Origin of the sequence: Haloarcula sp. JP-L23 (assembly GCF_011602445.1) — an archaeon.
In the GTDB taxonomy this organism is placed as follows: domain Archaea; phylum Halobacteriota; class Halobacteria; order Halobacteriales; family Haloarculaceae; genus Haloarcula; species Haloarcula pellucida.
In genome coordinates this window covers 2524883-2545708 of the sequence record NZ_CP050014.1, presented here as the reverse complement: position 1 = coordinate 2545708, position 20826 = coordinate 2524883, and the positions used below count along the sequence as shown (strand labels likewise).

At 64.4% G+C, this 20826-nt stretch carries 25 protein-coding genes and 1 pseudogene; 12 read left to right on the top strand and 14 right to left on the bottom strand.

The window, feature by feature from the left end; genetic code table 11:
* The first annotated feature begins 29 nt into the window (after nucleotides 1-29).
* Complete coding sequence (locus G9465_RS13155) at nucleotides 30-179, top strand: hypothetical protein (protein WP_166970710.1); 150 nt, start codon at nucleotides 30-32, stop codon at nucleotides 177-179.
* Here the strand turns inward: G9465_RS13155 and G9465_RS13150 are convergent.
* Both G9465_RS13150 and G9465_RS13145 read right to left on the bottom strand, forming a co-directional pair.
* Nucleotides 176-619, bottom strand: a complete 444-nt coding sequence (locus tag G9465_RS13150; RefSeq protein ID WP_166970708.1) for a DUF5799 family protein — start codon at nucleotides 617-619, stop codon at nucleotides 176-178. The two genes, G9465_RS13155 and G9465_RS13150, sit on opposite strands and share 4 nt — an antisense overlap.
* Nucleotides 620-690: 71 nt before the next feature.
* Entirely contained in the window at nucleotides 691-1086 is a 396-nt protein-coding gene (locus tag G9465_RS13145) for an OsmC family protein (RefSeq protein ID WP_166970706.1), read from the bottom strand.
* A gap of 107 nt (nucleotides 1087-1193) precedes the next feature.
* On the opposite strand from G9465_RS13145, the gene G9465_RS13140 reads away from it, so the two are divergent.
* Nucleotides 1194-2084: an NAD(P)-dependent oxidoreductase gene (locus G9465_RS13140; RefSeq protein ID WP_166970704.1), complete on the top strand. Its 891-nt coding sequence runs from the start codon at nucleotides 1194-1196 to the stop codon at nucleotides 2082-2084.
* Between the two features lie 9 nt (nucleotides 2085-2093).
* Here G9465_RS13140 and G9465_RS13135 read toward each other — a convergent pair whose 3' ends face one another.
* Entirely contained in the window at nucleotides 2094-2813 is a 720-nt protein-coding gene (locus G9465_RS13135) for a metal-dependent hydrolase (protein WP_166970702.1), read from the bottom strand.
* 56 nt (nucleotides 2814-2869) lie between these two features.
* Complete coding sequence (locus G9465_RS13130; RefSeq protein ID WP_166970700.1) at nucleotides 2870-3130, bottom strand: hypothetical protein; 261 nt, start codon at nucleotides 3128-3130, stop codon at nucleotides 2870-2872.
* 81 nt (nucleotides 3131-3211) lie between these two features.
* Here G9465_RS13130 and G9465_RS13125 point away from each other — a divergent pair, with 81 nt between their 5' ends.
* Nucleotides 3212-4315 (top strand): S1C family serine protease, encoded by a 1104-nt coding sequence (locus tag G9465_RS13125; RefSeq protein WP_166970698.1) that lies wholly within the window; start codon nucleotides 3212-3214, stop codon nucleotides 4313-4315.
* Between the two features lie 11 nt (nucleotides 4316-4326).
* On the opposite strand, the gene G9465_RS13120 is transcribed toward G9465_RS13125, so the two are convergent.
* From G9465_RS13120 to G9465_RS13105, 4 genes are all read right to left on the bottom strand, one after another.
* Nucleotides 4327-4821 carry a TspO/MBR family protein gene (locus G9465_RS13120; protein WP_166970696.1) on the bottom strand — a complete coding sequence of 165 codons (495 nt, stop codon included), beginning with the start codon at nucleotides 4819-4821 and terminating at the stop codon, nucleotides 4327-4329.
* Nucleotides 4822-4905: 84 nt separating this feature from the next.
* Nucleotides 4906-5805: a hypothetical protein gene (locus G9465_RS13115; RefSeq protein ID WP_166970694.1), complete on the bottom strand. Its 900-nt coding sequence runs from the start codon at nucleotides 5803-5805 to the stop codon at nucleotides 4906-4908.
* Nucleotides 5802-6980 (bottom strand): DNA primase small subunit PriS, encoded by a 1179-nt coding sequence (priS, locus tag G9465_RS13110; RefSeq protein WP_166970692.1) that lies wholly within the window; start codon nucleotides 6978-6980, stop codon nucleotides 5802-5804. Before priS ends, G9465_RS13115 begins: the two co-directional genes overlap by 4 nt.
* A gap of 39 nt (nucleotides 6981-7019) precedes the next feature.
* Nucleotides 7020-7499 carry an N-acetyltransferase gene (locus G9465_RS13105; RefSeq protein WP_166970690.1) on the bottom strand — a complete coding sequence of 160 codons (480 nt, stop codon included), beginning with the start codon at nucleotides 7497-7499 and terminating at the stop codon, nucleotides 7020-7022.
* Between the two features lie 242 nt (nucleotides 7500-7741).
* Here G9465_RS13105 and G9465_RS13100 point away from each other — a divergent pair, with 242 nt between their 5' ends.
* From G9465_RS13100 to G9465_RS13090, 3 genes are read left to right on the top strand one after another with little or no spacing between them, the layout of a single operon-like run.
* Complete coding sequence (locus tag G9465_RS13100; RefSeq protein WP_166970688.1) at nucleotides 7742-8779, top strand: DUF502 domain-containing protein; 1038 nt, start codon at nucleotides 7742-7744, stop codon at nucleotides 8777-8779.
* A gap of 24 nt (nucleotides 8780-8803) precedes the next feature.
* Nucleotides 8804-9898, top strand: a complete 1095-nt coding sequence (locus G9465_RS13095; RefSeq protein WP_166970686.1) for a DoxX family protein — start codon at nucleotides 8804-8806, stop codon at nucleotides 9896-9898.
* A gap of 48 nt (nucleotides 9899-9946) precedes the next feature.
* Entirely contained in the window at nucleotides 9947-11401 is a 1455-nt protein-coding gene (locus G9465_RS13090; RefSeq protein ID WP_166970684.1) for an RtcB family protein, read from the top strand.
* Nucleotides 11402-11468: 67 nt separating this feature from the next.
* On the opposite strand, the gene G9465_RS13085 is transcribed toward G9465_RS13090, so the two are convergent.
* Entirely contained in the window at nucleotides 11469-11903 is a 435-nt protein-coding gene (locus tag G9465_RS13085; protein ID WP_166970682.1) for a type IV pilin, read from the bottom strand.
* Nucleotides 11904-11994: 91 nt separating this feature from the next.
* Between G9465_RS13085 and G9465_RS13080 the strand changes: the two genes are divergently transcribed.
* Nucleotides 11995-12846 carry a translation initiation factor eIF-2B gene (locus G9465_RS13080; protein ID WP_166970680.1) on the top strand — a complete coding sequence of 284 codons (852 nt, stop codon included), beginning with the start codon at nucleotides 11995-11997 and terminating at the stop codon, nucleotides 12844-12846.
* Here G9465_RS13080 and G9465_RS13075 read toward each other — a convergent pair.
* Complete coding sequence (locus tag G9465_RS13075; protein ID WP_166970678.1) at nucleotides 12843-13037, bottom strand: hypothetical protein; 195 nt, start codon at nucleotides 13035-13037, stop codon at nucleotides 12843-12845. The genes G9465_RS13080 and G9465_RS13075 overlap by 4 nt on opposite strands.
* 125 nt (nucleotides 13038-13162) lie before the next feature.
* Nucleotides 13163-13906 (bottom strand): proteasome assembly chaperone family protein, encoded by a 744-nt coding sequence (locus tag G9465_RS13070; protein ID WP_166970676.1) that lies wholly within the window; start codon nucleotides 13904-13906, stop codon nucleotides 13163-13165.
* Between the two features lie 77 nt (nucleotides 13907-13983).
* Here G9465_RS13070 and G9465_RS13065 point away from each other — a divergent pair, with 77 nt between their 5' ends.
* Nucleotides 13984-15024, top strand: coding sequence for a mechanosensitive ion channel family protein (locus G9465_RS13065; RefSeq protein ID WP_166970674.1), 1041 nt, complete (start codon nucleotides 13984-13986; stop codon nucleotides 15022-15024).
* Here G9465_RS13065 and G9465_RS13060 read toward each other — a convergent pair.
* Nucleotides 14994-15440: a universal stress protein gene (locus G9465_RS13060; protein WP_166970672.1), complete on the bottom strand. Its 447-nt coding sequence runs from the start codon at nucleotides 15438-15440 to the stop codon at nucleotides 14994-14996. The genes G9465_RS13065 and G9465_RS13060 overlap by 31 nt on opposite strands.
* A 32-nt stretch (nucleotides 15441-15472) precedes the next feature.
* Nucleotides 15473-16831, bottom strand: a complete 1359-nt coding sequence (locus tag G9465_RS13055) for a bifunctional UDP-sugar hydrolase/5'-nucleotidase (RefSeq protein WP_166970670.1) — start codon at nucleotides 16829-16831, stop codon at nucleotides 15473-15475.
* Nucleotides 16832-17053: 222 nt separating this feature from the next.
* On the opposite strand from G9465_RS13055, the gene G9465_RS13050 reads away from it, so the two are divergent.
* Both G9465_RS13050 and G9465_RS13045 read left to right on the top strand, forming a co-directional pair.
* A complete protein-coding gene (locus G9465_RS13050; RefSeq protein ID WP_166970668.1) occupies nucleotides 17054-17293 on the top strand; it encodes a DUF5816 domain-containing protein in 240 nt (79 codons plus the stop codon).
* A 122-nt stretch (nucleotides 17294-17415) separates the two neighbouring features.
* Nucleotides 17416-17766: a hypothetical protein gene (locus G9465_RS13045; protein ID WP_227015772.1), complete on the top strand. Its 351-nt coding sequence runs from the start codon at nucleotides 17416-17418 to the stop codon at nucleotides 17764-17766.
* Between the two features lie 18 nt (nucleotides 17767-17784).
* Here the strand turns inward: G9465_RS13045 and G9465_RS25615 are convergent.
* A pseudogene (locus G9465_RS25615) lies at nucleotides 17785-18014 on the bottom strand (IS630 family transposase); the annotation flags it as partial.
* Nucleotides 18015-18254: 240 nt separating this feature from the next.
* On the opposite strand from G9465_RS25615, the gene G9465_RS13040 reads away from it, so the two are divergent.
* Both G9465_RS13040 and G9465_RS13035 read left to right on the top strand, forming a co-directional pair.
* Nucleotides 18255-19085: a UbiA family prenyltransferase gene (locus G9465_RS13040; protein ID WP_166970666.1), complete on the top strand. Its 831-nt coding sequence runs from the start codon at nucleotides 18255-18257 to the stop codon at nucleotides 19083-19085.
* Between the two features lie 341 nt (nucleotides 19086-19426).
* Nucleotides 19427-20743 (top strand): cytochrome P450, encoded by a 1317-nt coding sequence (locus G9465_RS13035; protein ID WP_166970664.1) that lies wholly within the window; start codon nucleotides 19427-19429, stop codon nucleotides 20741-20743.
* Nucleotides 20744-20826: the final 83 nt, after the last annotated feature.

The window sequence follows — 20826 nt, the reverse complement described above, 5'->3', positions numbered from 1 at the left end:
TTAAGTGTCCGCGAGGGGAACCCGCGACCATGCCGACAGTCGAACTCGACGAGGACACCATCCAGCGACTCGACGACCTGCGCGTCGAGGACGAGTCCTACGACGAACTGGTGACCGAACTCATCAACATCTACGAGGCCGAGGAACTCACGCTGTTTCACGGCGGCGACGAGTACTAGTTCGCCGCTTGCTTACAGATTGCCTGCCAGCGCCCGTTCGACTCCAGTTTCTCCTGTAATTTGTCGGCGTACTGCTGGGCGAGTTCCGCTGCTTCCTCGGTGCGTTGGTCTGCACCCCCGCCGCCGCCCAATCCGAGTGCGTCCTTGACGCCGGAGAAGAGTCCGCCACCACCGCCCCCCCCGCCGCCGGATTGCTGCCCCATCCCCGGTTGCTGGTCGATGCGGTCGAGTTCCGGCATGATGCTCGGGAGTTTCGACGTGTTCGCTACGATGCGGGCTGTCTCGGGGTCCTCCGGCCCCTCTATCTCGAACTCGACGGCGGTCATGACGAGACCCCACTGTTGGCTAGAGAAGGAAGATGCGGTGACCTGGTCGTTGAACAACCGGTCGACTTCCATCCGCTCGCCCGCGATGCGGTCCGTCCAGTCGTTGTCGCTCATGACTGCCTGTTCGAGGCCCTCACCCATGAGCGTTTCCCGGGCGCGGAAAAATACGGGGTCGGTCGGTGGCCTCAGACGCCGGACTCGATGGCGATGTCGGCGTGGAGTTCGTCCCGTAGCGCCGAGTGGACGTGACAGATGTCCTCGCCGAGTTCGACGATGTCCTGTTCGTCGTCGCCGAGGTCCGCCTCGACCGACATGTCGAAGGCGATGGAGACGAGGTCGTCGTCCTCGTCGAGGTCGGCCTCGACGTCGACTTCGATGTTCCCTACGTCGTCGTAGCCGTGTTTGTCCGCGGCGACGCGGAACGCCGGGATGTAACAGGAGGCGTAGTCGGCCGCGAGTACCTCGTTGGCCGACGGGCCGTCGTTGCTCAGGGCGTCGACGACGAGTTCCCACTCGCCGTTGATGACGCTCTCGACCGTGTAGCCTTCCTCGCACGTGCTGGTGACTTCGATGTCTGCCATAGCACTCGGGGAGTCTCGTCCCGGTAACGTAAACGTTGTCCGATAGTGTGTCTCGGTGAGCGAGAACCGACAGCGGATTGAAGGCTAGCGCGCCCGAAGACGCACACATGACGACTGTCGGATTCATCGGTCTCGGCGCGATGGGAACGCCGATGGCGTGGAACCTCGACGACGCGGGGTTCGACGTCGTCGTCTACAACCGGACGACCGACCGCGAGCAACCGTTCGCCGAAGCGGGCATCTCGGTGGCGGACTCGCCGAAACACCTGACCAAGCGGTCCGACGTGGTCTGTCTCATGGTCAGCGACGGCGACGCCGTCGCCGAGGTGCTCGAACGCGATCTCGGCGTCCTCGGTGGCCTCGACGCGGAGACGACGGTGGTCCAGATGAGCACCATCGCCTACGAGGAGACGATGGCAGCGGCCGAACTGGTCGCGGAGGCTGGCGCCCGGTTCGTCGACGCCCCGGTCTCCGGAACTGTCGGCCCGGCCCGCGAAGGGACGCTGGTCGGGCTCGCGGGCGGTGACGAGGCCGTGGTCGAGGACGTGCGCCCAGTGCTTGCGGCGATGTGTGACCCGGTCGTCCATTGCGGTGGCGTCGGACAGGGGACGAACATGAAACTGTTCGTCAACCTCCTGCTCGGGAACGCGATGAACGCCTTCGCGGAAGCGCTCGTCTTCGGTCGCAAGAACGGTCTCGCCCTCGATGACATGCGTACCGTCGTCGGGAGCGGGGGCCTCGACTGTCCGCTGTTCGCGGGCAAGGGCGCGGCCATCGCGGACGACGACTTCGAGTCGCGATTCCCGGTCGACTACCAGTTCAAGGACCTCTCACTGGCACTTGCCCGCGCCGGCGACATCGGCGTTCCGCTCTCCCAGACCGCGGCGGCCCGCGAGGCGTTCAGCGCGGCCCGCGCCCGCGGCTACGGTGACGAGGACATGGCGGCCGTACTCAAACCACTCGAAGAAATGGCAGACGTCAGTGTGAGCGACGACTGACGACCGTGGCTACAGGTCGTAGGTCTCGTCGCCGTCGAGGACGACGACTTCCGTGTCGCTACCGGCCGCTTTCACTTCTCTCACGAAGTCGTCGGTGTCTATCTCGATTGGCGGGAACGTGTCGTAGTGCATCGGGAACGCGTAGTCGACGTCCAGCCAATCGACCGCGATGGCGGCCTGCATCGGCCCCATCGTGAAGTGGTCACCGACGGGGAGCGCCGCGGCGTCCGGTTCGAGGTACGGCCCGATGACCTCGCGCATCTCGGTCATCAGACCCGTGTCCCCGGCGTGGTAGAACGTCGTGGACTCCTCGTCGCTGACCTGCGTGGGCTTCGTATCGGAGATGACGAACCCGGCGGGCATCCCGGCGCTCGTGCCGTAGGAGGTGTCGATGCCGTTGGTGTGGTCGGCCCGGTGCATCGTGACGAAGGCGTCACCGATTTCGACGGTGCCCCCGAGGTTCATCCCCATGCCGCCGACGGCGTCGAACTCGCCGAAGTTGTCCTCGCAGTACTCGACGAGTTCCGGCGTGGCGACGAGGCCCGTCCCCTCATAGCGGTCCACGTCACCGATGTGGTCGGCGTGGCCGTGTGTTAGCAGGACGTAATCGGGGTCTAGCTCCTCGGGGTCGGTGTCGGTGTAGGGGTTGTCGAAGAACGGGTCGATGAGCAGGTCCGTGTCGTCGACGCTGACGTGCCACGTGGAGTGGCCGTGCCATGTGAGTTCCATGAGTCGGCCGTGAATACTCGTGGCTCGCACTTAAGACTACACCGCGACTGGGGCCGTCAGTCGAAGAGACCGAGCGTCGTCGGTTTCCCCTGCGCGTAGCGTATCCAACGCCGCATGTGCCTGTTCAGCGCCCAGAAGAGGACCACTACCATCCCGACGAGCGCCGACAACAGCACGACGCCAAGCACCATCGGTTCGTCCGCCGGGAGGCCGAGGAGTGCAACGATGGTGCCGACGAGTGCCATCTCCATGGCACACCGTAGCCCCGGAAGGACGAACCCCGGAGAAGGAGTCGAGTCCTGTGACACATCAGCCATACGTCCCATTTGCTAGCCTCGATATAGTAGTTTGTGCCCCGCGACCGTGGCTTTATTCGGTCGCTCTCCTAACACGTCGGTATGGATAACGACAGGCTCTCGCGCCGGGGCTTTCTCGGCGCACTCGGCGTCACACTCGCCGGGACAGCAGGGTGCCAAGCACCGGGGCAAGTAGACGGTCCCGCGACGGCCGGGACAGACACGGCGCCCCAGTCTCGGCAGTCCCAGCAGTCGACGCAGTCCGGTGGTAGCGTCTACACGAGCGTCTATCGCGAGGTTGCGGACTCGGTCGTCTCTATACGGGTCTACTCTCGCATCGGGCGGGGGTCACAGGGCAGCGGCTTTCTCGTCGACGACGAGCACGTCGTCACGAACGAACACGTCGTCGCCGGCGGTGACGAGTACTACGTCCGCTTCGCCGACACTGGCTGGCGCCGAGTCTCGGTCGTCGGAACCGACGTCTACAGCGACCTCGCGGTGTTGCGTGTCCGGAGCGTACCCGAGAGCGCGACGCCGCTGCCGTTCGTCCGGCGCGACCCGCCGGTGGGAACGCGGGTCGTCGCCATCGGGAACCCCTTCGGCCTCTCGGGGTCCGTCTCTGAAGGCATCGTCAGCGGCGTCGACCGGACGCTCCGCGGTGCGAACAACTTCTCTATCGCGGACGCCATCCAGACCGACGCGGCGGTCAACCCCGGCAACAGCGGCGGACCGCTCGTCGATTTAGACGGCGACGTCGTCGGCGTCATCAACGCCGGTGGCGGCGACAACGTCGCCTTCGCAATCTCGGCCCAACTGGCACAGCGGGTCGTCCCGGCGCTCGTCGAAGACGGCACCTACCGCCACTCTTACATGGGCGTGACCCTCCAGAGCGTCGAACCGCTCATCGCCGAAGCCAACGACCTCCGGCGGGCCTCGGGCGTCTACATCGACACGATCGTCGACGGGGGTCCCTCCGACGGCGTCCTGCAAGGGAGCGACGGCTCCGAGACCATCAACAACACGGAGATTCCGGTCGGCGGCGACGTCGTTCGACGATTGGACGACACGCCGACGCCGACCCGGCAGGCGCTCGCGACGTACCTCGCACTGGAGACCAGCCCCGGCGACACCGTCGACGTGACGATTGTGCGTGACGGCCAGACGCAGACGGTCGAACTGAAACTGGGTCGGCGGCCGCGGCCCTAACCTGCCGGGCGTCAGTTCACTGCGACGAAGCGGTAGTTCAGGACGGCGGCGAAGGCCACCCACAGCAGGTACGGGACGAGCAACAGACCGGCCCGCCGACGGACCCGGTAGAACGCGACTATCGTCGGCACCAGCAGTGCTAGCAGGAGGAGAACGACGCCCAGCGCCAGCGTGAGGTTCTGTGCCTGAAAGAACGTCGGCGTCCACGCGACGTTGAACGCCATCTGTGCGGCGAACAGGCCCAGTGCGAGACGCCGTTGCCGGCCCGCGTCGGCCCGCCAGACGAGGTAGAGTGCGACGCCCATGAGCGTAAACAGGGCCGTCCAGATGACGCCGAACACCCACGGTGGTGGGTAGAGACCGGGTTTGACGAGGCGCTGGAACCACGCGGAGTCGGGACCGCCGAGGGCGGCCGGCGCCGCGCCGACGACGTTGACGAGTAGAATCGTCGCGAGTACTCCGGGGAGGTCCTCTCGGCTAAGTCTCGCCGTCTGGGTTGTCAGCATGGAACTCGGTTCGACCGGCCACGACGTATAGCTACGCCCGTGGCTGGGGGCCGTTCGAGCGACTGCTGAGAGGCGCTGTCCCGCTTACTCGAGCGGTTCGGCGGCGTCGCGCTCGACCAGCGGGTCGGCATTGTCGGCTGGCAGCGTCACCACGTCGTCCGTCGAGAGGTCGTACTCGCGCTGGTCGACGCCGAATATCTCGCCCACGTCGTCGGTGATGCGGACGGTCTTTCTGGCCACGTCGTCCGTCCCACCGTCTCGGTCGCCGGTCGCCGGTGTTTCGTCACCGCCGGCGGCCGCCGCGGCTTCGTCCGGCGGCCGCTGGGGGGCCGGTTCTTCCGGTGGCGGCGTCGGGGCGTCGGTCGTGTCGCCGTCCTCGTCCGATTGTGCGTCGGTACCGGACGAGGCGTCGGCTCCACCGCCCATGAGGTCCGCCGCATCGACGCTCGACGTCGGTTCGTCGGCGGTCCGCTGGGGCGCGTCGGGCGCTACGTCGGACGGCGGGGCTGGCGCCGAATCCTGCGTCGGCGTGCCGGCGTCGTCGGTCGGTGGTTGCGTCGTCGAACTCTCGCCGTCGTCGACGGCGCCAGTCGGCGCCTCGCCCGCGATGACGTCTAAGACGTGCTGGCGGTTCTCCTTGATGGCCCCGACCATCGTCTCGAAGAGGTGCCGTTCTTCCTGTGTCAGCCCGTCGTCTTCGGTGGGCATGTCGGCGGCCGCGAGCGACGCCATCTTGACGATTTTCCCGACGCGGCGCTCGTAGATGGCCTCGACGGTCTGTTCGGCGGTCTTGATGTCGTCGGTGAGGCGGTTGACCTCCGGCGAGTCGAACGGGTCGTCGGCCCGGTCGGCCGCACGGTCACGTTCCTCGCGGAGTTGGTTGACGAACTGGCCGGCCTCCTCGTAGAACGTCGCGCGCAACTGCTGTAGCTGGTCGGTCTGGCGCTCGCGTGACTGGACCGATTGAAGTTCGTCGAGATTCATTCTGCACCCTTCTCGGCGCGACCGCGGGCCATCAGGAACACGCCCACGTGCTCTGGTACTGTGTGATTACCCGCCTCCACTGTAAAGCTATCCCCGTCGAGTTCGACGAGGCCGCCGTCGGTCACCTCGACGGTTATCTCGTGGCCGCGGAAGGTCTCTGGCACCGCGTCGACGAGCGGGTCGAACTCGTCGAGTGCGTCGCGGTCGATGCGCTGGACTTCGAGGCCGCTGCCGCCGTGGAGCGACCCCGGCAGGCGGATGAGCCGGTTCGTGTCAGTCGTCACCGGTTCGTCGATTGGAGCGTTCTCGTCGGCGACAACCTCGTGGACCAGCACCTTCGAAATCTGGTAGAACGCCGAGTGGACGTCGATGTTGCCGGCGGCTAACTCGTCGTAGTTGGTCCGGGCGGCGTTGAGCGCGGCCGTCGCCTTCCCCTCGCCGATGCCCTCGTACCGCTGTAACCGTTCGAGGGCGTCGGTTTCGTCCATCTCCAGCAACGCGTCGACCTCCGACATGATGTGGCGGTGTGCGCGTGCGCTCCACCCGCCCTCGGTGGTGAGCGTGCGCTTCTCGGCGGGGCTGGACCGGCCGGCGGTGCCGGCCACTGTCTCTATCTCGACCAGTTCCTCGAACTCCAGACCGATGCCACGGACGTAGTCGACGATTTCCCGTCTGGCGTCCCGTTCGAGGCCGCGGATAGCCTCGTCGCGGACGTGGACGTGGTAGCCACGGCCGCCCGAGAAGACGACGGTCAGGTCGTCGAACGCGAAGTCGTCCTCCAGAAAGTCGAGCAGGCGAACTAACGCGTCCTTACACTTCGCGAGCATCTCGGCGTAGGAGTCCTCGCCGAGGACGACCGAGGGGAGGTGGTCGGCGTCTAAGTCGAAGACGAGGTCCGAGGAGCGCCATCCCTTGTCGCTCATCGACGAGGCGCTCGGGTCGTCGTAGCGGCCCGCCGAGAAGTAGACGTGGCGTGGCTTCTTCCGACCGAGGAACTCCTCGATGTCGCCGAGGTCCAGTAGCGAGCGGTGGCGCACCATCGTCTCGCCGGGGCCGTCCGTCCACGGGATGAACCCCCACTCTCGTTCGTTCGCGGCCGGCGGCGGCGCTATCGACGTGCGACGGTAGTGGTCGCCGAAGCGGCCACGGAGATACTCGAGGGTCCGCGCTTCCATCGGTGACTCGGTTGGGGGGACCCGTTCAAAAGGGTTCTCCTACCCGCGCAGGAACTTCGATAATTTGTCGGTTATCGAGTCGTCGCCGAGTTTGAGGTAGTATGCGTCGCCGCCGTCCTCGTAGTAGTTGTCGATGCGGCGCCGAATCTCGAAGCCGATGTGCTTATAAAAGCCCAGTGCGCCCTCGTTCGTCGACCGGGCGTGACAGGTCACGCTCCCGTAGTCTTCGGCGACGCGCGCGACGAGGCGCTTCCCGAACCCGTGGCCGCGGTAGTCGTCGTTGACGGCGAGAAAGAGGATGTAGCCGTCCCGACGGACCGCGGCGAAGCCGACGAGTCGATCCGAAGAGCGGTCGAGGTAGAGATAGACCGTCGAACGGCGGTACGCGTTTCTGAAAAATCCCCGCCGCTGCCGGAGTACACCGTCCGCTTCCCGGATGTTCTCTTTGAGTCGCCACGCGTCATCGACGTACTCGTCGTTCCCCCGGTCGACGACCCGTGTTTCGATGTTGACGCTCACTGACACTCACATAGTAGAGGCACGAATATAATTCCACCGCCGATGGACTGGCGGTGGGGAGTGACGAGACAGACACGGAGCAGCGCGACGCAGACGGCCAGTCGCCCCGTTTTCCCATCTAGCCCGTTCGAGCAGCCAGCTTCCGGTGGGGCGTTCTGGCTCGCTTACACTGATACCGCTACCTAAACGCTAGGGATGGGCTAAGGTACAGCTTTTTCCGACTGCCTGTCGTGTCCGCTGGCATGAGTGACAGGAGAGCGCCGAGTCGCGTCTCGCCGACGGCGGTCAGGACGACGGCACGGCGGGCCGTCATCACGGGGTTCGCCTTGACGATTCCGTTGCTGGTGACGCTGTTGGTCATGGGGGTCATCGTCAACGCGCTCTCGAACGTGCTCGACCCTATCGTGGCGTTCACCTTCGAGATGTCCGGGTCACAGATTCGGCCCTCGGAGACGTCGCCGTTTCTCCTGAAGGTGTTCGCGCTCGTCGTTCTGGTCGCCGGCGTCTTCTGTATCGGGTTCGTCGCCGAGCGGCGTTCGGGCAACGGCCGTATCGAGTCGGCGTTCGACGCGACGATGAAGCGCATCCCCGGCGTCGGCTCGCTGTATACGAGTTTCGACGAGATGAGCGACATGTTACTGGACAGCGACACGCAGAGTTTCAAGGAGGTCGTCCTCGTCGAGTATCCGACAGCGGGGTCGTTCACCATCGCCTTCGTCACCGCGAGTACGCCCCAGAGTATCGAAGACGCGACGGATAACGGGGAGATGGTGACGCTGTTCATGCCGATGGCGCCGAACCCGGTGATGGGCGGATACGTCATCCACGTCGAGATGGACCGGGTGTACGACGTGGACATGACCGTCGAGGAGGGCATCCGCTCTATCGTCACGAGCGGGGTCGCTATCGGCGAGGGAACTGTCTCTACACCCATCGGAGCGGGGGAAACGACGGCTAGCGCCGGCCACCCGGCACAGGCGCAGTACCAACCGGACGATGCGATGCGCGAACCGATGCCCCAGACGGACGTACGGGACCGTGAAGCCGCGTACAGCGAGACCATGGACCCAGAACACGCGGAGACGCCCGAGGCTATGGTGCGCCGGCAGGACACCGAGGAGACGGTCGGGACCGACGCGGACCACCCCGAAGAACTCCAACAGGGGAACGGAACGCTCGGTGACGAAAGCGACCTGCCACGAGACATCCACCCCCCCGACGTCGAACCGGATGCAGAGACCCAACAGGGTATCGAACGGGACGAAGAGGAACAGGATTAGGTGTCTCGTGGCCCTAGCGGGTGTATGAAACGCCGTTCGATACTCACGGGGGTTCTGTTGGGGGCCGCTGTCGTCGCGACGAGTCGGCCTGCTGTTGCACACGTCGACTACGTCACAGACGGCCCCGGTGCGGCACTCGATGCGTTCGCCTTCCTCATCGAGGTCCTCTCGAACCCGATAAACGCCGCCATCTTCGGCGTGTCCGGACTCGCGGGCGTCGTTGGCATCGCCGCGTATCTCTGGATCCGTCCGACCATCGCCGACATCGTCATCCTGCGGGAGAAACTCGCCGGCTACACCGACCTCGTGCCGTGGATGCTCAGGCTCGCGGTCGGACTACCACTGGTGGGGGCCGGTTTTCAGGGGTACCTGTTCGCGCCGACAGTGTCGTTCGACCCGAGCGCGAATCCGCTCGTCAGGCTGTTGTTCATCGGCCTGGGGTTTTTCATCCTGTTCGGTCTGGCGACGCGTATCACCACCGCTATCGGCCTGCTCACCTATCTGTGGGCGCTGACCGTCGACCCCGGCGTCGTGCTCGCGATGGAGTACGTCCCGGCATTCCTCGCCTTGCTCGTCGTCGGCGGTGGCCGACCGAGCGCCGACGACATGTTACACGAGGTCGCCAGCACCGAAGGGACCTACTACGGCCGCATCGACCCGGTCCATCACCTGAAGGCGTTCTTAGACGACGTGACCGACCCCTTCCGCCCGTACGTCCCGACCGTGTTGCGGGTCGGGATGGGCGTCGCGTTCGTCTATCTGGGCCTGTTCCAGAAACTCGCCGACCCGGGGAGCGGCCTGCTGGTCGTCGAGAAGTACAATCTCACGGCCGTCGTGCCAGTCGACCCCGGGATGTGGGTCGTCGGTGCTGGCGTGACCGAGATGCTGGTCGGTCTCGCGCTGATCGCCGGCTTCTTCACGCGCGGGGCGGCCGCCGCGTCGTTCGTCCTCTTTACGACGACGCTGTTCGGACTGCCGGACGACCCGGTGCTGGCTCACATCACCCTCTTCGGGATGGCCTCGGCCGTCTTCACGATGGGGGCCGGGCCGATTTCCTTCGACCATTGGTTCGGCCGACCAGCCGTCTCTGACGAGGAACCAGTCGTCCCCGCCGACTGACAGCCGAGCGACCATACACATTTGGGCGTCCGTGGCGGACGTTCACACATGGTGACATACGACACCGGTTCGGTCACGCTCGAACGGGTCCGGGAGTACGTCTGGGAGATTCCGCCGACAGACGGGATGCGCGTGCCGGCGCGGGTTCTCGCGAGCGAGCAGTTGCTGGACGAGATTAGCGACGACAAGACGCTCGAACAGTTGCAGAACTCCGCACACCTCCCCGGCGTGCAGAAGTACACGCTGTGTATGCCCGACGGCCATCAGGGGTACGGCTTCCCCGTCGGCGGCGTCGCGGGCATCGACACCGAGGACGGCTGTATCTCGCCCGGTGCGGTGGGCTACGACATCAACTGCGGCGTCCGGATGCTGACGACGCCACTCGAATACGCCGACGTACAGGGTCACGAGACGGAACTCGTCGACCGCCTGTTCGCGGCCGTTCCCTCTGGACTGGGCGGCGGCGGCGTCTACGAGGGGTCCGTCGAGGACGTCGACGCTATCCTCGAACGCGGGATGGACTGGGCGCTGGAACAGGGCTACGCCACCGAGGCCGACCTCGAACACTGCGAAGACGAGGGGTACCGCCCCGAGGGCGACGCCAGCGTCGTCTCGGAGAAGGCGAAGAACCGGGGGAAAGAACAGGTCGGGTCGCTGGGCTCTGGCAACCACTTCCTCGAAGTCCAGCGCGTCACGGACGTCTACCGCGAGGACGTGGCGACGGAGTTCGGTCTCTCGCCGGACCAGATCGTCGTCCTCATCCACTGTGGCTCGCGGGGCCTCGGCCATCAGGTGTGTACGGATTACCTCCGGAAAATCGAGAAGCGCCACGGCGACTTGCTCGCCCAGTTGCCGGACAAGGAACTCGCCGCGGCGCCCGCGGGGTCACAACTGGCCGACGAGTACTACCGGGCGATGTGCGCGGCCATCAACTTCGCGTGGGTGAACCGCCAACTCGTCATGCACCGGACGCGGGACGTCTTCACCGACGTGTTCGACGTCGACCGGGAGGACCTCGAACTGCTGTACGACGTGGCGCACAACATCGCGAAGAAGGAGGTCCACGACGTGGACGGTGAGGACCGCGAACTGTACGTCCACCGGAAGGGGGCGACCCGGGCGTTCCCCGCTGGTCGGCCGGAACTCCCGCCGGCCTACGCCGACGTGGGCCAACCCGTCATCATCCCCGGGAGCATGGGCGCCGGGTCGTACGTCCTCCGCGGCGGCGAGAACTCGCTGGCGGAGACGTTCGGGTCGACGGCCCACGGTGCCGGACGGCTAATGAGCAGGACGCAGGCCAAACAGGAGTACTGGGGCGAGGACGTGCGCGACGACCTGCGCGACCACCAGCACGTCTACGTCAAAGCGCAGTCGGGGGCGACGGTGGCCGAGGAGGCACCCGGCGTCTACAAAGACGTCGACGAAGTCGTCCGGGTGTCGGACGCGCTGGGAATCGGTGACCGCGTCGCGCGAACCTTCCCCGTCTGCAACATCAAGGGCTGATACGGATCGTCGTAGTCTCGTACCGGTATCGCCGGCACCGGTACACAGCTCCGACAATCCGTATGACTCACCCGCCGCTCCACTCGTCCAACTTCGTCCGGTTGCCGCTCCGGTTGTAGTATATCTCGACGGTGTCTCTCGCGCTCACGCGTCGTCCGTAGGCGTTGCCGCTGCTCAACTGCGCGATGTCACCGGGTTCGACCATCGACGTGTTGTTCCGGTTCGCGAGTCGTGCCCACGTCACCCGCTTGCTTGGCCCCTCGAACTCGATTTTGCCCGCTTCGAGCGGGTCGCCGCGGCTGTAGGTCACCAAGAGGAGTTCGTTCTCGCTGACGTAGTCGTAGGTGAAGTTCGCTTGCGGGCCGCTGCCGCTGTCGTCTTCGACGACGAGGACGTTCAGGCCGACGATGGCCGTCACGAAGATGGTCAGGAAGATGAGGACACCGACGCCTATCGACTCCGACATCCCTACCGTGTCGTCGCTGAGACTGCGCCCACCCATCGCCTGCCAGTTACATCGGTAGACGGCGTTAAATGCTGTTCGGCTCCCCGAGAGGGGAAAGCACATATCGATTCGGGTCACAACCCCCCACATGATAGACGAGACAGTCGAGGAAATCGAGGAGATGCAGACCCACAGTTCCTCGACGGTGGCGATGAAGGCGGCAAAGGCGTTGCGCGCCCTCACAGACCGGGAGTTCCCGACGGTCGAGGAGTACCTCCGGACGCTGGAGCGCAACAGCAACGCCCTCCGGCGGGCGAACCCGTCGCACGCGTCGCTTCACACCACGCAGTTGGAGATCGTCGAGGCCGTCACGGACGCCGACCCGGACGACGTGGCCGCCGCGAAGCGACTCACTGGGGAGGCCATCGACGCGGTCGTCGACGAAGTTGAGTACGCGAAGGACCGCGCGGCGGCGCGCGCCGCAGACCTCATCGCGGACGACGACACGCTGTTGACACACGACTTCTCCTCGACGGTGTTGACGGCTATCGACGACGCGCTTGAATCGGGACACTCCTTCGAGGTGTACACTACCGAGTCTCGACCGCGGTTCCTCGGCCGGAAGATGGCACGGAAACTCGCGGAGCGAGACGGGATAGACGTGACGCTCATCGTCGACAGCGCGGCGGGCCACTACCTGCCCGAGTGTGACCGGGTGCTGGTCGGGATGGACTGTATCGTAGCGGACACGCTGTACAACCGGGTCGGCACCTACCCCATCGCCACGGCCGCCGAGGACACCGGCGTCCCGATGACGGTGGTGGGGGCAGACGCGAAGTTCGTCGACGGCGCGTTCGCCTTCGAGAACGAGTTCCGGTCGCCGGCAGAGGTACTGCGCGAACCGGCAGAGGGGTTCGACGTGGCCAATCCGGCCTACGACGCGACGCCGACGTCGCTACTCGATTCGGTCGTCACAGACGAAGAGATACGCGAGTACTAGCGGTCGCTCACGACCGTCCGGCAGTCGGGACAGCGGCGGGTCCGCGTGTCACCGGTCAGTTCGACGTGCCAGTCACCACCCACTGGACTCTCGTGGCCGCAGGCCGGGCAGAACAGCACGCCCTTCGAGCGCTGATGGACCGACCGCTGCGCGTCAGCGGCGTCCACCGGGTGGGTTTCGATAGGAGTCATCACCTCTAGAGAGGGGACGGAGCGTGAAGTATGTGTTGACAAATTGTTTAATTATTCACGGGGAAACGCCCTGTCTACGAGTTCCGACCGGTACCTACTGTGTGACACATTCGCCTACCTCGCGCTCACATGTACATCCGGTCGTCTGGCATCATTTCCTCTTGGGTCGCTTCGATTCGCTCGGCCAGCGCCCGGTACTGGGCCTCGACGGTGGCGGCGAACTCGGCGAGCGGTTCGGTGTCGACGTCGACGTCGTGGGTCGCCGAGAGCGCCTCGACGAGGCGGACCGCAGCGGCGGCGTCTGGCGCCTGTGGGTGGGCCGGCGTCGTGAACACGCCGACGGGGCGTTCGTCGTCGGGGATTCCTCGGGCGACCAGTTCCGCCGTGGCCCGTCTAAGAACCCGTCCCATCGCCCTGATGTCGGTATCCGAGAGATAGCGCTCCCGGTAGTCCTCGGTGGCGATGTAGAACGGGACGTGGTCCTCGGGGCCGTGTGCGACGGGAACGCCCGAGAGGACGGTGAGGTTCGTCGGCGTCAACTGCGCGTAGACGTCGTCGACGGCGTCCGCGAAGGACTCGGCCATCTGTGGCGGGACGAACCGCTCGCTGATGACGACGCCCAGTGACGCGTCCTCGTCGGCGTACAGACGTGTGTGATGCCGCGGGGTTCCGTCCTCGAACGGCGTGATGGTCGGCGGCCCGGCGCTGTCGAGGTACCCCACCTGTTCCATCTCCATCTGGTCGACGAGGTAGTCGACGGCGGTGAAGCCGGCGAGGCCGTACTCGGTGAACCCGACGGCGAGCGTGTCGACGTCCGGCGGTTCGGCGGTCAATTCGAAGGTGGGTCCAGCAGTGTCAGCTGATACCATGGTGACTGTCTCGTCTGCCGCCGTCTAATCGGTTTGGGAGGGGAACGCTTTTCTCGTGGGACCGTTCAGTCTGTGCCATGCATCCCGGCTACGTCGTGTTGTTTCAGACGGCGTCGCCGACACCGACGTCGACCCAGACGGCCGCGGAGGCGACCCAGACGGCCGCGGAGGCGACCCAGACGCTGTTCTCGTGGCTCCCCTTCGAGATACCTCTCTGGGCGTCCCAGTTGCTGACGTCGCTGCTCGTCATCGTACTGGCGCTACTGGCGTCGCGCCTTCTCGTTCGCTTGCTCGGCCGGCGCGTCGCACAGCGGTTCCGCCGCCCCAGTCTGACGCGGACAGCCCTCCGAGGCATCCGGGTTGGCGTCTACGTCTTAGCCCTGCTGACTATCATGGGCATCTACGGCCTCGGTATCGGCGACATCGGCCTCTCAGTGGCCGTCTTCTCCGCCGTGGTGGGTGTCGTGGTCGCGCCCATCGTCGGGAGTTTCATTTCCGGCGTCTTCCTGCTGGCCGACCAGCCCTACGAGATCGGCGATATGATCGAACTGGCCGACCGGGGCCAGCGAGGGTTCGTCGAGGATATCACGCTCAGGTACACCAAGGTGTTCACGCTCGATAACACCTTCCTCATCATCCCGAACGGATCGATGCGCGACCGGGACGTGGTCAACTACTCCGCGGAGGACCCGCGAACCCGCCTCTCGCTGGACGTGCTGGTGACCTACGAGAGCGACATCGCCGAGGCCCGGAAACTCATCGAACGTGCGGCCCGCGACGTGGACAACGTCATCGAGGGCGGCCCCAACATCCGCGTGGGGGCGGCCCGCTACCCCTCCGCCCCGACGGCGTACATCAACGAGTTCGGCGACCACGGCGTCCTGTTGACGCTTCGCTACTGGGTGACGGAACCGTACAAACTACTGGCCTCTCGGTCGAAGGTCCAGACCAACGTCTGGGACGCACTCGACGACGCCGACGTCGAAATCGCCTACCCCCACTCGCACCTGTTCTTCGACGAGACGAGCGGGGAGATGCAGGTGTCGCTGTCCGAGAGTGACGCTGGACCGGGGCCCTCGCCCGGCGCTCAGTTCCCCGACGAACGCGACGCCGAGTAACCCGACCGCTTGCTGTCGGGGCTGACCGTGACGACGTCACAGTCCAGTTCCTCACGGAGGAAGTGCTCTATGTCCGGGTCGTCGACGAGGCGGCGAACCATCGACCGCCAGCGACTCACCTGTTTGTCGCCGATGACGACGACGTCGGCGTCCTGTGCGGCCACCTCGTCGAGAATCGTCTCCTCGACGAGCATCCCCGACCGGACGACGTAGCGTGTTCGTCGGAGGTGTCCGAACTCACGTTCGACGGCGCTCTTCAGTTGCGACCGCGATATCTTGTGCCCGTTCTGATAGAGGTTGACGTGGAGAACGGTGAGGTCCGCGTCCTCTTCCTCGGCGACTCGGATAGCCTCGGCGAGGGTGGCACGCGAGTTCTCGGAGAGGGGATAACGAACCGGGACGACGACCTGTGGCATCGCCGGGAGGTTCGGTGGCCGGGGTTAAATCCCTAGCGACGCACCACTCGACCAGTGACCGACGGGTCGATGCCCTCGGCTCGCGCGTACTCCGCGAGGACCTCGTACTGAAGCGCCCCCACGTCGACGCGGTGGGTGCCCGTGAGGACGGGGAACTCGACCGGGGTGTGGAGCAGATAGTCCGTCGTCGCGACGGTGTAGGTCGTTTCCGGGTCGACTGGCTCACCGCCGACGTGAAGCCGTTCGACGGTCCGGCTCTCGCGGTCCCAGACGACTTCGAGGCCGCTGAGGTGGGCGTTCCACCAGTCTGGCTCGCCGTACGGGACGACCCGCCCGCTGGCCTGCCGGCAGAGCGTGCGGAGTTCCGCGCCGCTAACCTCGGCCACGACGACGGGTTCCTCGAACGGGACGACGGAGACGAGGTCGGCGACGGTCACGTCCCCCGACAGCGGCGTCTCGTCCTCGCGCACCCCGCCGCCGTTCTGGAGGCCGACGTCGGTGTCCATCGCCCACCGATAGGCGTCGGCGACGAAGTTACCGATGCGGCTCTCGCCGCCGTAGGTGTCCATCCGCTCGCGAGAAATCGGTTCCTCGACGGTGGCGACGATCTCGTCCAGTCCGGTCTCTGCTAGTCGGTCCTCGATGGCTCCAGTGACGCGCTCGTCGGGCGCGGCATCGTCGACGGTCTTGAACTCCGCGGTCGGTTCGGCGCCGTCGAGCGCCACCGTGACGACCGTATGGCCGTTCGATCCGGGTCGGGCCAGCAGGGTCCCGTCGACGCGTTCGATGCGCCGCTGGTGGACGTGGCCGCCCAGAATAACGTCGACGTCGCTCCGGCGGGCGAGGTCATCGTCCGCTCGCCCGAGGTGTGAGAGGACGACCACGTACTCGGCGCCCGCGTTCCGCAGTGCCGCTTCTGCGCCGGCCACCGCGTCGAACGGGTCGGTGAACGTCAGCGGTTCGGCGGCGGGGCTGGCAGCCCCCGTCTCTGGTGCCGTGACGCCGACGAACCCGATTCGGGTGCCGGCCACCTCGCGGACGGCCCACTGTGCCGTCTCGTCGGCGAGGAACCGTCCGTCGCCGTTCCGGACGTTGGCGGTGAGCCACGTCTGTGGCGACGCCTCGACGACGTCCCGCGTGGCATCCAGACCGTGGTCGAAGTCGTGGTTCCCGAACGTCTCGAAGTCGGGTTCGACGGCCGAGAAGAGGTCGAGCGCTTGTCGTCCGTTCGTCACCAGCGAGAGGACGCCCGGCGCGGTGTTGTCGCCGGTCCCGACGAGCAGCGAGTCGGGCCCGGTCGAGGCATCGAGCGTGCTGGCAAGCCGACCGATGCGGTCGGGGTCGTCGTAGGCGTTCTCGACGTCCGAATAGTGGACGAGGCGGGGACCCATCACTCTCAGTAGCGGGACGGAGCGGCAAAGCGGTTGCGCCGCCGACGGGACGACTGGACGGGAGCGTCACGCGATTCGAGAGGCGGGTGAGGTCCGTCGCCTCTCGAGACCGGTAGCGTAGCGCGGGTCCTGCAGCGAGAAGGGTGACGCCAGCGCCGGGACCGAACGCCCGTCGGCGTCTGGGACCGCAGTGATTTAGCCGCTGGATCTGTTTCACTCGGTATGGACGAACGTGACGGTCCGGACGGAACGACGCTGTACGTGGACCGCGAGGACGGCGACATCGGCACGAAGGGTCCCTTCTACGTCGTCTACCGCGGCGAGGGCAGAGAGCGCCGGTGGGGGTACTTCTGTGGTAACTGTGAGACGTTCAACAACGCGATGGACTCGATGGGCCGAATCCGCTGTAACGAATGTAGCAACCTCCGGAAGGCGGAGGAGTGGGACGCCGCCCACGAATAATGCCGTCCGTTTCCTGTCGTCCGGTTGGCGGGCGGTGTGTAGTTAAGCGTGAAGGCTGAGGCGGGAGAATTTCTTGGTGCTCTATGCCAGAAATCGCCCGCCTCAGCGGTAGTTGAAACTGGATAGATTTGGACTTTGTAGAGCGCGAGCGGACACCCGAGCCTGCGACGGCGTTGGGTATTCAATCGTACGCTGCGGGGCTGTCGCTGTCGAGTACCGTCGAATTACTCGACAGCGATGTCGAAACCGCCGTGTTTCTCGTTGGCGGCGCGAAATACTTCCAAACTGCGCTCCAACGAATTGGACTCCGATTTCAGACGTGTCGCCACGGAAATCGGAACGCTATCGAGCGGATTTGCCGAGAGCTGAAGCGACGAACCTCGTCGTTCTCGAACTGCTTCAGTCACGTTGAACCAGAAACAGCCGAAAATTGGTTGCAGAGCTTCGCTCGCTGGCACAATGCTGCTAACTAAACATGACCAAGACAAAGGCCGTTGTTCGCCGTAGACGACCTGTTCGAACGGCTCATCAGCGAGCCGGTCAAGCCATTCCGGCAATCATTGACCAGTGTATCCGTACCGCCTCGCGACTTCGTCCATACCTGCGTCATCTTCTTCGAGATAGTTGATCGCCGCCATAAGACGCTGTGTCGGCTTTTTCTCTCAACTTCTGCGAGCACTTCACGGAGACCCTCGGTAGAGGTGTTCTCCAGTGAGGACATATCGATGAAACGTGTCGAGAATTCAAATTCGTTCTCAGATGATAGTATTAAACCTGTCCTTTGTCTACAGTATTACTACGAGTATAAATTTTAATAGTATACCTAATTTTATAATATTCTGTGGTGGGAAATTTACATCTGGTTGCAGGGGGACAGTGGAGAGAAATGAAGCAGGAAGTAAGGGGTCGATCCCGACGGCGCAGGGTATCCGTACGAAGCAGCTTGAAGGGGCGCTGACAGATGGGGGGTGGGAAGTACTCGATACGTGACCTCTTTGACCTCTTTGTCAGCTGCAGCCTCTACCTGAACCTCAATTCGGTGCTGATACTGATTATCTCGGCGGTCTACCTCGGTGGTGGCTACTTTGCGGCCGACACCGGCATCGTAACCGCGATCGCTGTGATGACGTTCATCTACGTGGTCGACCGACTTAACGTCACGGAGGAGGACAAAATCAACAACCCGGGACGGAGCGCACTCGTCCGGAAGTACCGCACCGAACTCTTCGGTTTGAGCGTGGTGGCGTTCAGCCTTTTTGAACTGTCGTTGTTCGTGACGGTCTTCTCGCCGGATCTGTCGGGTGCCGGTGCGCTCGCACTCGCTCACGTGCCACTGGCCGTTCTGGCTCTCTATGACGAGATCAAGACGGTTCCGCTACCGCTGGACTCCCTCGCCGTTGCGTTCACGTGGGGGTACATGCTCGTGTTCATTTACGTGTTCATTTCGCCGCTTTCGGTCGGGATACTCGAGGGTGCAGGGCTGTTCTGTGGCTGGTTCCTCATCGTCTTCGCGGGCCTCGAAGCGCGTAACGCGAAAGACATTGAAGGGGACCGGGAGGCAGGCAAGGTCACACTCGCCTCACGATTCGGGTGCGATCAGACCAAGCGCATCGAGATCGCGCTCAAGTCCGTCGGGGTGCTCGTGCTCGTAGCGCTGTCGGGGAGCCCCGTCGTCCTTGCCCTGCTGATCTGTCACATCGGGTTACTCCGCCTATTCGGATCACTCGAGACAGATTTCCGAGAAGAGGGCTCTGGTGAACCGCTTGACAGCGGTCGAATATCGGGTGATTAGCTCTGGAAAATTGAGACGAACAAGAATCCGCTCTTGACCAACAAGCGATTTGCTCACCTAAGGCCGTGGATGGACATTCCAGAGGAGCGATCACACCGACTCATCAACAGTAGAACCTACCGCCCTATAGTGAATCATCAAAGCCGAGAAGAGCGGAGCGTCACCGGACCCACGTAGGTCTTAGACGAAGGTATCGAACTGATCGAGGTGTTGTTGAAACAATAGTTTGCGCATCGACCACTCACTGACGCTCCAGGCACGGCAGTATCAGTTCGCGCCCCGACATTATTTCACACTAGTTAATCAATAGAAATATACGAGTGAGGCTGTAAATATTTTATATGTCTGATACCCAGTCCCCGCCGAAGCCCGAGGGGATGCCGTTCCTTGGGCACGCCCTGGAGTACGCGCGGGACCCCATCGAAGCCATAGAGAAGTTCGGAAACAAAGGCGACATCGTCGAGGTCGACACACCGATACAGTCGTTCTACCTCGTCACCGGTCCCAAGATGATACAGGAGATACTTGTCAAAAAACACGAAAGATTCACCATCGGGCCTGCACAGCAAGAAAGCTTCGCCGGCATCACGGACAACGCGGTGAACATGTCCACGGGCGACGACTGGCGTCGGCGACGAAAGGCGATCAGACCAGCGTTCACAGGGGACACCGTCGAAGCGTACCGGCGACGGATGATAGGCGAGGCCGTCGAGTCGGTACGCGCCTGGGAGCACGGCGAGACGTTCGACCTCCACAAGGAGATGCGAGTGTTCACGATGCGGATGCTCACGGATACGCTCCTGGGCATCGACATCCGCGGGGACGAGGAGGTCGTCATTTCGGCATCAGATGCGCTCATCGACCGCGCGAACCTCCGCCGGGTCGGCCGATACCTCCCTGACTGGCTGCCAACGCCAACCGACCGACGGTTCGAGCGGTCCGTCCGCCAACTCGACGAGTACGTCGACATGTGTATTCAGCAACGACGCGGCGAATCCGACGGCGAAGATGTCTGTTCGCTGTTACTGAAAGCGGCGGATCGCGGTGCCCTTTCGGAGGTCGAGGTCAGACACAACCTGGTAGGCCTCCTACTGGCGGGGACATCCTCACCCGGTGGATCGCTCATGCACGCGTGGCGGCTGCTCGACAGGCATCCGTCGGTACTTGAGTCGCTCCGAGAGGAGTACGATAGCGTCGTCGACGGGGACGCGCTCAAGCCCGACGAGGTCGACGATCTCGAATTGACACAACACGTCCTTTCCGAGACGCTGCGGCTCTACCCGCCGACCGTCGGTGTCAACCGGATGGCGACGGAGTCGGTGAGCGTCGGGCGATACGAGTTCGACGAGGGCACGCAGTTCATACTTCCTCAGTGGGTCCCGCATCGCGACGACCGGTTCTGGGAGGACCCGGAGTCGTTCGATCCGTTCCGCTGGCAGAGAGATGTCGAACGGCCGCAGTTCTCGTACTTTCCGTTCAGCGGCGGTCCACGGTTCTGTCCCGGGAAGAAGGTCGCACGTCAGGAGATGGTGATCGCGCTCGCCGAGATGGTCGGTCGCGTAGACCTGGACGTGTCTGTGGACGGGGATATCGAGTTCAAGCCGTCGATGACACTCCGACCGGCAACAGAGCACGTGGCGACCGTCAAACGGCGATAACGATCTAGGGGTCGTTCGTTGCGGACCCTCGCCGCGTCGGAGCGCCGCTGATCAAATGACCCTCTGGGACCGTTCCGAACGCG